This window comes from Nocardioides alkalitolerans (assembly GCA_038184435.1).
GTDB classification, from domain to species: Bacteria; Actinomycetota; Actinomycetes; order Propionibacteriales; family Nocardioidaceae; genus Nocardioides; species Nocardioides alkalitolerans_A.
Genome location: CP116227.1, coordinates 1,048,303 through 1,061,227 on the forward strand (window position 1 = coordinate 1,048,303; position 12,925 = coordinate 1,061,227).

A 12,925-nucleotide genomic window follows, 5' to 3' on the forward strand; every position below is an offset into this window, starting at 1 on the left:
TCAGCGGGCCGGCTTCGGGCGCATGCGGATGCGCGAGGTCCAGTCGAACCCGTCCCAGAACCGCTCGTCGGCCATGCCCTGGGGGTCGGCGTAGAAGCCCGGCTCTCGGGCTTCCGCCGCTGCGCCGTCGGATCCGGGCTCGTCGCCCGCCGGGTCGGAGGCGGCTTCGATCGGGTCCTCCGTGGCATCGGGTGCCGGCATTCGCCCGGCTCCGTTGTCACCGGTCAGGTCGTTGTCGCGCAGCCACGCCTGGGTCACCTCCGATGACTTCAACGCGGCGACCGTCATCTCGAGCTGAAGGTGGTTGCCCTTGATGAGGCCTCTAGCGACGGGCACCCGGCCCGTTGCGGCGACCAGGTTCACGAGTGGCAAGAAGTTCTTGCTCATCGCTGGCGTCAGCGTGCCCACGACCACGGAGTCGACCTCGACCTGCACGACCTCGCGAGTGGTCCGAGCGAGCTGCTCGTGCTGGGCGCGCAGGCTGCAGTAGAGCCACCCTGCGCCCTCCGGCTGTATCCACGGACGTGCGTCATCACTGCCCGGATCGACCGTCACAGTCACCTTCTGCTTGCGGCCCTCGGGGAGCTCGACGTACGACGCGGTGGGTGGCGCGTTGAGGGGCTGCAGCAGGTGAGGCTCGGCGAGGGCGATGTACGAGCTGACCCACACGCCGTCGTGCGCGAGATCCCCGTCCTCCGGCTGGTAGCTGTCGTAGATGTTGATGCGGGCCGTCACACGCGGGATGCGTCCCTGCGCGGTCCATGCGCTGAACACCGACAGGTACGCAGACGCCACCTCGGCCGGCACCCAGCCCACGGCAACGCCGTCCACCTCGGCGCGAAGCTTCGGGCCGTCGACGAAGAGGCAGGCGGCGCCCCGCAGCTCCTCGCGGCCAGGTCCGGTCGAGCCGACGAGCGCCCGGACGGCGGTCTTGTCGGCGGGTGGTTCCAGTGGGACGTACGCGCCCACCTGACCCCACAGGTCGAACATCTCCATCAGTCACTGCCCCCGTCGTCGTGCTCGGTCATCCGGATTGTTTCGGATCGGAGGTCGGTACGTGGGCGGATTCGGTGAGCGAGTGCCCAGTCTTGGCGGTGCGCCGCCGATGTGCAGGGCTAGGGTGCGGGTCATGGCCCAGCCAGCGACCATCGCCGCTCTGCGGACTTTCATCGCCGAACGCGACTGGGCTCAGTTCCACAGCCCGGCCAACCTCGCCAAGTCGATCTCGATCGAGGCGGGGGAGCTGCTCGAATGCTTCCAGTGGTCGGACGACGGCGACACCGGCCGGGTGGTGCCGGAGCTGGCAGACGTGCTGACGTACTGCTTGTTGCTCGCCGACAAGCTCGGGGTCGACCCGGACGAGATCGTGATGTCCAAGCTGGACGAGACGGCGTCGAAGTATCCCGTCGACACGAGCCGTGGAAAGAGCACGAAGTATGACCGACTTCCGGATTGACCGGTTCGCTCTCAACCGGGGCGAGCTCCTCCAGCTGGCCGGTCGCGATCCGCGGCACCGGGACTGGCCCGTCGTCTACACGCTCAACGACACCGCCGAGGTGTACGTGGGGGAATCCCTGGACGCCGTCGCTCGGCTCCGACAGCACATCGACGGCGGCAAGAAGACCCACCTCGCAGATGCTCGCGTCATCGTCGACCCGTCGTTCAACAAGTCGGCGTGCCTCGATCTCGAGGCCTTCCTGATCAGCCTCTTCTCCGGCGAGGGTCGCCTGCAGGTGCTCAACATCCAAGCCAGCAGCGGGACCGGGAACTACTACCAGCGGGAGACCTACCGCGAGCGCTTCCGCGAGATCTTCGAGCAACTGCGCGCGGACGGTTTGTTCCGAACGTCGATCGAGGCGATCGAGAACTCCGATCTCTACAAGCTCTCGCCGTTCAAGTCCCTCACCGACGACCAGGGCGAGGCGGTGCTCGCGATCACCGAGAGCCTTCTCGAGGATCTCGGCAGCGGCCCGGGTGGCTCCATGGTGATCGAGGGCGGGCCGGGCACGGGCAAGACGGTGGTGGCGATCTTCCTGGTCAAGCTGCTGAGGGACATCGGTGCCTGGGATGGGGAGCAGATCGAGTCGGAGTCCTACCTCACGGGGATGTTCACCGCGGTGAACCGCGAGATCCTGTCCGGTCTTCGGATCGGTCTGGTCGTGCCCCAGCAGTCGCTCCGGAAGTCCATCCAGGCGGTCTTCTCGCGGACCCCGGGCCTGGACGCGAGCATGGTCGTCTCCCCGTTCGACGTGGGGAAGAGCGAGCGTCCCTGGGACCTCCTGGTCGTGGACGAGAGCCATCGGTTGAACCAGCGTGCGAACCAGACCTCGGCGCAGAAGAACCGTGAGTTCCACGAGATCAACGTGAAGCTGTTCGGCGTCGACGACAAGACGAAGACCCAGCTCGACTGGATCACCGCCATGAGCCACCACCAGTTGTTGCTGATCGACCGCCGGCAACGTGTCCGGCCCGCCGACCTGGATGTCGCCACGCTCGACACCGTGGCGCGGCGGGCGGAGTCGCGGGGCCGGCGGCACGTCCTCACGACCCAGCTGCGCGTCCGTTCGGGCGACTACGTCGAGTACGTGCGCCAGGTGCTCGGGCCTCGACCGCCCGAGAAGCGGATCGATTTCGGGAACTACGACCTCCGGATGTTCGACGAGATGAGCGAGATGCTGGCCGCCATTCGCGAACGGAACACCGAGGAGGGTCTCGCGCGTGTCGTCGCCGGCTACGCGTGGCCGTGGAACAGCAAGAAGGACCGGACCCGGGCCGACCTCGTGTTCGACGACATCGAGCTCCAGTGGAACAGTCGGGTCGTCGACTGGGTCGACTCACCGCGGTCCGTGAACGAGGTCGGCTCGATCCACACGATCCAGGGCTACGACCTCAACTACGCCGGCGTGATTATCGGGCGCGACCTCCGGTACGACGAGGCCAGCGGCACGCTGCGGTTCGACCGGTCGCACTACTTCGACAAGAAGGGCGTGCAGAACAATCCCGGGCAGGTGCTGACCGAGCAGGAGCTGCTGGACTTCGTCCTCAACATCTATGCCGTGCTGCTGACACGCGGCATTCGGGGCACCTACCTGTACGTCGTCGACGACGCCCTGCGGCGCTACCTCCGGAAGCACCTGGGGTGACGGTTCCAGCTACGAGCGGTGCGACGTCACCCGGGGGCCTCCTCGCCACGGGAGTCGTAATCATCGACGTACCGACGGATCGTCGCGATCTTCAGGTAGAGGCGTAGCGGGTCCACGCCGGTGGGGAGGAACCCGTGGCCTCGGTACCACGGCACGAGACCCTCGTTGTCCGCGTCGACCACGAGCAGTCGACCACCCCCGGTGGCGCTGGCCGCCAGGACTTGGCGGAAGGCGCCCAACAACAGCTGGGTGCCCCACAGGTTCACCCGGTCGCCACGGTAGGCGCAATCGAGCGCGAGCTTGGCCAGGAGGTACCCGGGGATCGGATCGAGCCCGCCCGACCGTGCGCTGTTCGGTACGGCGCCGCGCACCACGCCTGTCGGAGCAAGCGCGAAGTAGCCGGCCACCCGCGCCCCGGACGGCGCATCGCGGACGAGCACGGTGACGGCGGCCGTGCCGCTTCGGACTGCAGCCAGGGCTGAGGTCCGTAGCCAACGGTCGTAGCGCTCATCGCCGCAATCGAACGCGGTCAGGTCATGGTGGGGACCCGCTGGCTCGAAACGGTGGTGGGGCTCCGACACCTACGAGATCCGGGGGAGCGAGGCCAGCTTGTCCCGCAACGCCGGCGCGTCGTCAGCGACGTCGAGGGACATGACGAGCGCGTCGAAGACCTGCGGATCCAGCAGGGTGATCTCGGCCCGAGCGACGATCTTCTCAGCCTCGGCGCGGGCAGCGCCCATGACGAAGGCGGACTTGCTCATCTGGGCGAGCTCGGCCGCGCGCGTGATCAACTGGTCCGTTGCCTCGTCGAGACGGGTCTCGAATCGCTTCGTCCTGGTCGCTGACACTACGTCACTCCGTCCGCGTACGGCACATGTACGGACAATCGTAGAGTGGTGCTGACCGATCGCCAAGGGATCACGACCACCGCGTAGCCGCCGACGCCGGCGTCCCGGTCAGCACCCGTACGGCGAGGTCGGTCGTCGCCTGCACGTTGAGGAACCCCACGACCCGGCTGACGCGGTCGATGTCGAGGGGGAGGAGGCCGGGGGTGCCCGGTACGTCGGGGGTGAGGCCCAGGTCGAGGTCGTCGTGGCCGCGCATCATCGCCACGTTGAAGTCGTAACGCTCCCGAGCGCCCGGCGCGACGAGGTGCTTCACCACCCGCGCGCCCAGCCGCCGCCTGCCCCGGTCCAGCGACCACGAGTCGAGCGCCTCGGCGACGTTGCGCCCCTCGTCGTGCTCGAGGTCCGCCCACACGGCCTGCATGGACCCGGCCGCGTCGAGGAGGGCGGCGGCGGTCTTCTCGCCGAGGCCGGGTACGCCCGGCAGGTTGTCGCTCGCGTCGCCGCGCAGCGCTGCGTAGGCGAGGTAGTTGGAGGCGGCGACGCCGTACATGGTGTGGAGCCGCCGCGGATCGAGCAGCGGTGAGCCGTGGATGCCGCCGTCGATGAGCCGCAGCACCTTCGTGCTGTCGCTGATGTGCGCGAACGTGTCGCGGTCGGACGTGACGATGATGCAGTCCCAGCCGTGGCGACGGGCCCACGCGGCGCCCGACGCGCTGACGTCGTCAGCCTCCAGACCGGGCGGGGTTAGGGTCGCGAGGCCGAGAGCGTCGAGCAGAGCGCCGGCTCGTTCCAGCTGGTCGATGAGCTCGGGGTGCTTCTCCGCGCGGCCCGCCTTGTAGTCGGGGTAGCGGTCGCGCCGTACCGAGCCCGTCCGGTCGTCCAGACCGAACAGCACGGCGTCGGGCGCGAAGCGGTCGATCGACTCGATGATCTGGCGGAGCATCCCGTGGAGCGCCCAGACCGGCCGGCCCGCCCGGTCGAGGGCGCGGGTGTGGGCGCGCGCGTGGTGGTTGCGGTGCAGCAGTGAGGGGGCGTCGACGACGAGCAGCAGCTTGCGGGGAGCGTCGTCGGGCGGAGTCATCGCCCGCCCATCGTAGGCGCGGTCCGGACGCCTCAGCCCATGGTCCCGTGGACGGCCGCCCCGACCGCGCCGACCGACATGGCAAGGAACGACGCGGTGCTGGCGACGCGGTAGGCGACCGACGAGCCCGCGTCCTCGCGGAACGCGAGGGGCAGGAACAACAGCGGATTCACGACCGCGCCCGCGATGAGCGGCACCACCACCCAGGCGGGCGCGCCGGGGAGCGCGACACCGACCGCGACGAGGAGGATCCCCATCAGCACGTAGTCGAGGTGCATCTGCAGCAGCCGCCGCGGGTGCCGGACGCCGACGCGGATCAGTGCGCCCGGTGCGACGTGCTGCAGCGCGACGGGCCAACCCAGGAGGGTGCCGAGCGCGAGGAGGTACAGCCCGGCCAGGGGGAGGGTCTCCATGGGATGCATCGTGACGCATCCCAGCGGGCGGCGTCCGGCCGACGGGTCACCCGAAGTCGAGCACCAACCGCCCCCGCACCCCACCCGCAGCGAGCCGCTCGTGCGCCTCGCTCGCCCGTTCCGCCGGTACGACGTCGGCGACGCGCAGCGCGAGCACGCCGGCCTCGGCGAGCTCGCGCAGCTGCTCCAGCCAGTCGTGCCGCTCGGCGACCTCGGCCACGACGACGGGGTGGAAGGTCAGCCGGTCGTTGCCGTCGCCCTTCCAGAAGCGCACGGTCGCCACGCCGCCGCCGTCCTTGACCGCGGGCAGCACCTTCTCGTCCTGGACGGCGCCGTCGACGAGACCGTCGACCCCGTCGGGGAACGCTTCGCGGATCCGGCCGGCCACGTCGTCACCGCGCGGCACCACGTGGTCCGCGCCGAACGAGCGGACGAGCTCGACGTCCTTCTCGGCGGCGTCCGCCACGACGATGAGCCCGGCGCGCTTGGCCAGGGGGATGACGTAGCCGCCCAAGGCGCCAGCGGCGCCGGTGACGGCGATCGTCTGCCCGGGGGCGAGCGCCAGATCCTCGAGCGCCAGGAGCGCGGTGAGGCCGTTCATCGGCAGCGTCGCGGCCTCGGCGTACGAGGTGCCCGCGGGCGCCCGCGTGACGGAACCAGCCGGCAGCACGACATCCTCGCGGTACGCACCGTGCAGGTCCCGCGGCACGACGACACCCATGACGGCGTCGCCGGGGGACAGGTCGGTCTCGACCTCGGGGCCGATCTCGAGCAGCTCCCCGGCGATGTCCATCCCCGGCACGTCGGCGGTGTCGTTCGGGACGCCCGCCCGGTTGCGCGCCCCGTTGACGACGTACGTGTCCGTGGGGTTCACCGCGGCGGCCCGCACCCGCACGCGGACCTGCCCCGGCCCCAGCGGCTCCGCGGGGAGGTCGATCTCGTGCAGGGCCTCGGGCCCGCCGTACTCGGTCACTCCGATGGCTCGCATCGTTCCTGTCTACCGCCCGCAGGCAACGGACCCGGTACGTCGCGGCGCGGCGCCCCTCAGTTCCGACGCCTCCCGCGGATCGTCTCCAGCGGTCGCCGCGGCAGCTTCGGCAGCTGCGAGGCCCGCCCGTGCAGGGCGAGCAGCAGGGTGGCGACCATCGTCTCCTGCTCGGGGGTGCGGTCGAAGGTGGTGAGGTTGATCGGCGCCTTGAACCGCGTGCGGGTCACCGACTTGGCGTAGGTGAACTCGCGCAGTCCGTCGGGCCCGTGGATGCGGCCGAAGCCGGAGTCGCCGACGCCGCCGAACGGCAGCGACGGCACGCCCGCGAACGAGATGACCGAGTTGATCGACGTCATGCCGGTCCGCAGCCGCCGGGCGAGGTCCTCACCTTCCTTGCCGGTGAAGATGGCCGAGCCCAGCCCGTACTTCCCGGCGTTGGTCAGCTCGACCGCCTCGTCCATGTCGCGCACCTTGCGCACCGTCACCGTCGGGCCGAAGGTCTCCTCGGTGACGGCCGCGCTGTCCTCGGGCACGTCGACGAGCACGGTCGGCTGCACGAACCGGTCGCCGACCGCCTCGGCGCCGCCGACCACGGCGCGTCCGCCGCTGGACAGGGCGTCGTCGACGTGGCGGCGCACGATCTCGAGCTGGCCGGGCATCGTCATCGGTCCGATCTTGGCGTCGACGTCGACCCCGGCGTGCACGCTGCGGGCGCGCTCGGCGAGCAGGGCGACGAACCGGTCGTGCACCCGCTCGTGCACGTAGATCCGCTCGACGCCCGCACAGGTCTGGCCGGCGTTCGCGAAGGCGCCCCACGCGGCGGCATCGGCGGCAGCCTCGAGGTCGGCGTCCTCGTCGACGAGTAGCGCGTCCTTGCCGCCGGCCTCGACGATGACGGGGGTGAGCGTCTCGGCGCAGGCCGCCATCACGCGCTTCCCGGTGGCGGTCGAGCCGGTGAACGCGACCTTGTCGACGCCGGCCCGGCACAGCGCGGCCCCGGTCTCCCCGAACCCGGTGACGACCTGCAGCAGGTCGTGGTCGGGCACGACCTCGCGGAGGCTGTCGGCCAGCCACTGCGCGACCCCGGGGGTCAGCTCGCTGGGCTTGAACACCACCGTGTTGCCCGCGGCCAGTGCGTACGCGATCGAGCCCATGGGCGTGAAGACGGGGTAGTTCCACGGGCCGATGACGCCGACGACGCCCAGGGGCAGGTACTCGACCGACGCGGCCTGGTTGGCCAGGAGCAGGCCGGGGGAGACCCGCTTGCGGCCGAGGACCTTCTCGGCGTGCGACCCGGCCCAGGCGAGGTGGTCGATGGTGAGCGTGCACTCGAGCTGTGCGTCGCCGTGCGGCTTGCCGGTCTCCTGGTGCACGACGTCGCAGAGCTGCGCGAGCCGGCGGGTGAGCACGGCGCGCCACTGCGTGAGCACCTCGCGGCGACCGTCGAAGCCGAGACCGGCCCACCAGCCGGCGGACGCGCGCGCCCGCGCGACCGCGGCGCGCACGTCGTCCTCGTCGTGGATCGGGTGGACGCCGACGACGTCGCCGGTGGCCGGGCTGATGGACTCGAAGGTACGGCGCTGGGCGCCGGGCCCCGTGGGCTCGGCGGCGCTCGGGGGAGTGGTCGTGGTGGTCATGGCTCAGGCCTTTCCGCGCAGGAGGTCGGCGGCTCGCTCGCCGATCATGATCGAGGCGGCGTTGGTGTTGCCGCGGGTCACCATCGGCATGACGCTGGCGTCGGCGACGCGCAGCCCGTCCACGCCGCGCACGCGCAGCTGCGGGTCGACGACGGCGCGCTCGTCGCCGCCCATCGCGCAGGTGCCCACGGGGTGGTAGAGCGTCTGGGTGTAGGCGCGCAGGTGCTCCACGATCTGCGCATCGGTCGGGTCGGCGCCCCACGACTCCATCGTGGGCAGACCGGGCCCGGCGACGTGCTCGGCGAGGGGTCCGGTGGCGACGGTGTCGAGCATGCGGCGTACGCCGGCGGTCATCGCGTCGATGTCGGCCTGGTCGTCGAAGTACCCCGGGTCGATCTCGGGGTGCCAGCGCGGGTCCGTGGAGCGGAGTCGGAGCGCACCCCGGCTCTCGACGGAGACCAGGGTCGGCGCGACGGTGACGCTGCGGGCGGTGGCCTCGTGGAAGCCGTTGTCGTAGAAGCCCGTCGGCGCGACGTGAACCTGCAGGTCGGGCGCGGCGAGGCTGTCGCGGGTGCGCCAGAAGCCGCCGCCCTCGCCGACGTTGGAGGTGAGCGGCCCGGTGCCGGTGGCCTTGGCGCGCGCGAACTGCACGAGGTTGTTGTGGTCGAGCAGGTCGGTGGTGTCGCGGGTGTGGAAGACGAGAGGTACGGCCGGGTGGTCGTGCAGGTTCTGCCCGACGCCGGGCAGGTCGACGACGACGTCCACTCCGACCTCGCGGAGGTGGGTGCCCGGCCCGATGCCCGAGAGCAGGAGGAGCTGGGGCGAGTTGATCGCACCGCCGGCGAGCACGACCTCCCCGTCGACGTACGCCGTGCGGCTGCCCGCGCCGTGCTGGTACGCCACGCCCACGGCGCGTCCGCCCTCGACGACGACGCGCTCGACGAGGGCGCCGGTGCGGATCGTGAGGTTGGGTCGGCCGGCGGCGGGCTCGAGGTAGGCCTTCGCGGTCGACCAGCGCCGCCCCTTGCGGCAGGTGACCTGGTAGAGCCCCGCGCCCTCCTGCTCGGCGCCGTTGAAGTCGTCGGTGGGCTTGAAGCCGGCGGCGACCGCCGACTCGACCCAGGCGGTGGTCAGCGGGTGGGTGTAGCGCCGGTCCTCGACGTGGAGCGGGCCGTCCTGGCCGTGGTGCGGCCCGCCGAGCCGGGTGTTGCCCTCGGAGCGGACGAAGTAGGGGAGCACGTCGTCGTAGCCCCACCCGGTCGCGCCGTAGGCGTCGCGCCACGTGTCGAAGTCCGCGCGGTTGCCGCGGATGTAGATCATCGCGTTCATCGACGAGCAGCCGCCGAGGGCCTTCATGCGGGGCCAGTACGCCCGGCGACCCTCGAGCTGCTTCTGCTCGCTGGTCTGGTAGTTCCAGTCCCACCGCGTCTTGAAGAGGTTGGGGAACGCCGCCGGGATGTTGATCTCGTCGGCGTCGGCCGGCCCGCCCGCTTCGAGGAGGAGGACCGAGACCTTCGGGTCCTCCGTGAGGCGGGCGGCGAGGGCGGCGCCGGCACTGCCGGCTCCGACCAGCACGTGGGTGAAGACTTCCCGGTCCGGCACGCGTCCTCCTTGGGTCGCGGGCGGTCGCCGCGTGTGCGGGGGCGCCCGGGAGCACTTTAGGTGCCGCTGTGACGTGGGACACGGTCTGCCCACGTGCATTCTCGCCCGCTATGCCGCGACCGCGTCCACGAGGGCACGACCGACGAGTAAATGGGCGCCGCCCACCTGGCGTCGACCTCCAACGTGGGGAGGGGGCAGATCTTGAGTCTAGGCGGGGAGGCGAGCGAGACGGTGAGGTACTTTCACAGGCTAGTTTGCGCCTACCGCATCGTCGCCGGTCCCGTGGCTGAGATCGAGGTGGACCTAGCTGGCCGGCACCTAGGCATCCGAGGGTGACCTGATCCTCACGCGGCAGAATGAGCGTCGGCTGCGCCCGCTGCGAGGTGCGTGAAGCCGGAACGGCGACCGCTGGGCCATTGCTCGCCCGCGTCTATTGCGACGGCTCGATGCGCGTCCAGTGTCTCGGTGTCGACTTCGGTGGCACCGTCAGGACCGTGCGGCCACGGACTTCTGACGTTCGGCGGCGAGACTTGGAACCTGTCGGGTGATCCACGGGAGCGCAACGTCACCGCCGTCACTCCATTCATAGCGCCTCCTTAACGGCGCGGGTCGCACACCATGAGAGTGTGGCCTTGATCAGAGATGAGAGGCAAGGATGAGCAAAATTCGCATCGGTTCGCGAATTATCGCTACATCGGAGATGTTGCGAAGCTACTGGCCGGTGGCGACGGAACGGCAGCGCGTGTACCACGCTCGTTTGGCTGGCCTCCCTGGCCCTCGGACGAATGACGAGATCATCTCCCGGTACAGGTTTACGAATGCGTACCGCGCCGCTGTCGAGCACGGCACGCCGTCCGCGAGCGTGCCGTCGGCGAGGTGATGGACGCGCTCGCGTGCTTCTCGGGCAGGTGGGGGAAGATTGTGGCGCTGAGCATGATCTCGTGGTGGTCGAGACCGGCCTCGAGGCACGCCTCGGTGGGGAACAGGGGCACGGGCGTCGAGTCGCACGGGCCGTCTTCTCAGGCCGCCATACGTGCGGCGAGCTCGATCGCGAGCTCGCGGTGACCCGGCGGCGTCGGAACGGCTGGCTTCGGATCAAGTGAAGGCGCGCCCGGCGCACAAAAGATGTCGACCGGCCCGTCTGTCCTGCGCTTCCGCAGTTCAGAGGGGCCGCGCCTGGGACGGGTGACTCAGATGTCGTAGTAGTCGGCGGGGAACCACGCTGACCTGCGGTTTTGCGGCCTTCGCGGGCGCGGATGTAACGGCTGGCGCAGTGGATGCCGTGGATTGGAGGCGGCGACGAACCACGAGTTACGACCAGCGTTGGTCAGCCGGCATCAGCGTCAGACTGCGTCTTCTCGTCGTCGCGACGGAGCCTCCGCTCGGCGAGACGGGCAGAGACCTTGCCCTTGGCGGACTTGACCTTGCCGACGGTCTCGCCTCCCAGTCGCTTCGCCGACTCGACGCGCTCCGCCCCACCGGCGACCGCCTTGTGCCTCAGCTCCTTGGCGGCATCCGCCCATCGCTTCGCCTCCGAGGTGGTTGACGAAGTCTCGATCCCGAGGGGCTGGTGGAACTCGATGATCGATGCCGTGATCCTCGTGCTCGACTGCACGACGGCAGGTGATTGCATCGGGTTGAAGAGGACGCGGGTGTTGGCCCTTTCGGCTGCAGCCTGGATCCGGTCCATCAGGGCGTTGGTGCTCCGCGCAATGAAGTCGAGCCGCTCGTGCCGGGCCGCCTTGAGGCCCTGCCGGTGCCCCTCCAGGTCGTCCGGAGCGGTCTCCAGAACGCGGTCGAGCTCGAGGACTGCGATGCCTTCCTGCAGCTGGAAACAGCGTGCCAGCACGGCGAGCCACTCGCGCGCTTTCGTCTCCGCCTCCTGCGCGGCCTTCATGAGATCCGCGATCGATGACTTGCGCTCGAGCTTCTCGGCGAGTCCTTCGAACTGCAGCAGGGCGTAGGCCTGGGTATCAGCGATCGTGCCCGCCGCGTCTTGGACCTTCGACCACGTGACCTCGCTGACGCGACCGACGTGCGCGCGGATGGTCATGGCTTCCTCGATCTGGAGCCCGATGCCGATCATCTGCGCCAGCACGGTGTCCTTCTGGGCGCGGAGGACGTCGTCGAGCTTCGCGTCAATGGCTGCGAGGTAGTCGCTGATCTCATCCATGGCCTGCTGCATCGCGAGCTGGGCCATCAGCGCAGGGGCGTTGGCGAGCACGGCCGGGTTCTTCGGAACCATGCCGGGCCCCTTCTCGAGCTGGATCCATGACTTGCTGGCCCCAGGCCGGCCGATCATGGCGTGGCTGACGCCGGGAGTCTTCGTGGGCGTCAGGCCGAACTTCCTCACCTTCTGCGCCGACTCCTCGGTCAACTTCACCCATCGCCCTGAGTTCGCTGCCACGTCAGCGGCGGCCTGGGCGCCCACGGTGCCCAGGGTCAAGACCTTTCGAATCCGCGGCAGCCCGAGATCCTTCGATGGAAGCGCTTCTGCCTCCAGAAAACGCTCGACCGCCTTGGGCTCGCCGATCACCGCAATACCATCGCCGTCGCTGATCAGCTCGATCTCGTTGCTCACGACTGTGACGCTAGGACAGAGGTCCAACGGTTGCAGCCGAACGGACGGAGTCGTCAGATCGAGCCCCGTACGTCGGGCCCGCGCGGCAGGATGCAAACGTGGAGACCTTCAAGCGGACCCCGCTGCAGTTGTTCAACCTGCCGCAGCACTTCGTCATCCCGCTGTTCCAGCGTCCCTACGTCTGGAAGGAGGGGGAGCAGTGGGAACCCCTCTGGAAGGACGTTCGTCGCGTTGCAGAGCTCCGCATCAACGAGCCGCATCTGGCGCCGCAGCACTTCCTCGGTGCTGTCGTGCCGCCCGGCCACACCGGTGAGGTCGTCGACCCGCAGACGAAGGCACAGGACTGGGTGGAGATCAAGCATCTCGTAGAGGCCGGCCTGCTGCCAGCCGGAACGGTCATTCGCTCCAACCACCGCGACTTCAAGGAGGCGACGGCGGTGGTCACGGCGGACGGCTTCCTTGAACTCGACGGCAAGCGGTTCAGCAGTCCGTCTGGTGCCGGCCGCCACCTGCGGAAGAAAGCAACCAACGGCTGGTACGTCTGGGCCCTCGAGGACGGACGCAGGCTCCGTGACGCCCGCGCGCAGTTCATGAGCGGGGTATCGGACTCCGAATCCGAGTAGGAGCCCGCC

General features: G+C 69.8%; 12 protein-coding genes. 3 read left to right on the forward strand and 9 right to left on the reverse strand.

Going from position 1 to position 12,925, the window contains the following annotated elements:
• Entirely contained in the window at positions 1–996 is a 996-nt protein-coding gene (locus PIR53_05130; GenBank protein WZH53381.1) for a DUF2510 domain-containing protein, read from the reverse strand.
• Positions 997–1,129: 133 nt separating this feature from the next.
• On the opposite strand from PIR53_05130, the gene PIR53_05135 reads away from it, so the two are divergent.
• Entirely contained in the window at positions 1,130–1,456 is a 327-nt protein-coding gene (locus PIR53_05135) for a nucleotide pyrophosphohydrolase (GenBank protein ID WZH53382.1), read from the forward strand.
• Positions 1,437–3,143, forward strand: a complete 1,707-nt coding sequence (locus tag PIR53_05140) for a DUF2075 domain-containing protein (GenBank protein ID WZH53383.1) — start codon at positions 1,437–1,439, stop codon at positions 3,141–3,143. Before PIR53_05135 ends, PIR53_05140 begins: the two co-directional genes overlap by 20 nt.
• A gap of 26 nt (positions 3,144–3,169) precedes the next feature.
• On the opposite strand, the gene PIR53_05145 is transcribed toward PIR53_05140, so the two are convergent.
• The 8 genes from PIR53_05145 to PIR53_05180 form a co-directional block, all read right to left on the reverse strand.
• Positions 3,170–3,724, reverse strand: coding sequence for a hypothetical protein (locus tag PIR53_05145; protein WZH53384.1), 555 nt, complete (start codon positions 3,722–3,724; stop codon positions 3,170–3,172).
• A complete protein-coding gene (locus PIR53_05150) occupies positions 3,725–3,991 on the reverse strand; it encodes a DUF1778 domain-containing protein (protein ID WZH53385.1) in 267 nt (88 codons plus the stop codon).
• Between the two features lie 70 nt (positions 3,992–4,061).
• On the reverse strand, positions 4,062–5,072 hold the full coding sequence (locus tag PIR53_05155; GenBank protein WZH53386.1) for a 5'-3' exonuclease H3TH domain-containing protein: 1,011 nt from the start codon (positions 5,070–5,072) through the stop codon (positions 4,062–4,064).
• A gap of 32 nt (positions 5,073–5,104) precedes the next feature.
• Positions 5,105–5,485, reverse strand: a complete 381-nt coding sequence (locus tag PIR53_05160) for a hypothetical protein (GenBank protein WZH53387.1) — start codon at positions 5,483–5,485, stop codon at positions 5,105–5,107.
• 46 nt (positions 5,486–5,531) lie between these two features.
• Positions 5,532–6,473, reverse strand: coding sequence for an NADP-dependent oxidoreductase (locus PIR53_05165; GenBank protein ID WZH53388.1), 942 nt, complete (start codon positions 6,471–6,473; stop codon positions 5,532–5,534).
• Between the two features lie 56 nt (positions 6,474–6,529).
• Positions 6,530–8,110 carry an aldehyde dehydrogenase family protein gene (locus tag PIR53_05170; GenBank protein WZH53389.1) on the reverse strand — a complete coding sequence of 527 codons (1,581 nt, stop codon included), beginning with the start codon at positions 8,108–8,110 and terminating at the stop codon, positions 6,530–6,532.
• Between the two features lie 3 nt (positions 8,111–8,113).
• Positions 8,114–9,712 carry a GMC family oxidoreductase N-terminal domain-containing protein gene (locus tag PIR53_05175; GenBank protein ID WZH53390.1) on the reverse strand — a complete coding sequence of 533 codons (1,599 nt, stop codon included), beginning with the start codon at positions 9,710–9,712 and terminating at the stop codon, positions 8,114–8,116.
• A gap of 1,327 nt (positions 9,713–11,039) precedes the next feature.
• Positions 11,040–12,293 carry a hypothetical protein gene (locus PIR53_05180; GenBank protein WZH53391.1) on the reverse strand — a complete coding sequence of 418 codons (1,254 nt, stop codon included), beginning with the start codon at positions 12,291–12,293 and terminating at the stop codon, positions 11,040–11,042.
• 98 nt (positions 12,294–12,391) lie between these two features.
• Here PIR53_05180 and PIR53_05185 point away from each other — a divergent pair, with 98 nt between their 5' ends.
• On the forward strand, positions 12,392–12,916 hold the full coding sequence (locus PIR53_05185; GenBank protein WZH53392.1) for a DUF262 domain-containing protein: 525 nt from the start codon (positions 12,392–12,394) through the stop codon (positions 12,914–12,916).
• Positions 12,917–12,925 lie beyond the last annotated feature (9 nt).

What these genes read in the sequence shown, in the direction of transcription:
- PIR53_05160 (WZH53387.1), bottom strand. Translation starts at nt 5,485, where the DNA reads ATGGAGACCCTCCCCCTGGCCGGGCTGTACCTCCTCGCGCTCGGCACC.
- PIR53_05130 (WZH53381.1), bottom strand. Translation starts at nt 996, where the DNA reads ATGGAGATGTTCGACCTGTGGGGTCAGGTGGGCGCGTACGTCCCACTG.
- PIR53_05170 (WZH53389.1), bottom strand. Translation starts at nt 8,110, where the DNA reads ATGACCACCACGACCACTCCCCCGAGCGCCGCCGAGCCCACGGGGCCC.
- PIR53_05140 (WZH53383.1), top strand. Translation starts at nt 1,437, where the DNA reads ATGACCGACTTCCGGATTGACCGGTTCGCTCTCAACCGGGGCGAGCTC.
- PIR53_05155 (WZH53386.1), bottom strand. Translation starts at nt 5,072, where the DNA reads ATGACTCCGCCCGACGACGCTCCCCGCAAGCTGCTGCTCGTCGTCGAC.
- PIR53_05135 (WZH53382.1), top strand. Translation starts at nt 1,130, where the DNA reads ATGGCCCAGCCAGCGACCATCGCCGCTCTGCGGACTTTCATCGCCGAA.
- PIR53_05165 (WZH53388.1), bottom strand. Translation starts at nt 6,473, where the DNA reads ATGCGAGCCATCGGAGTGACCGAGTACGGCGGGCCCGAGGCCCTGCAC.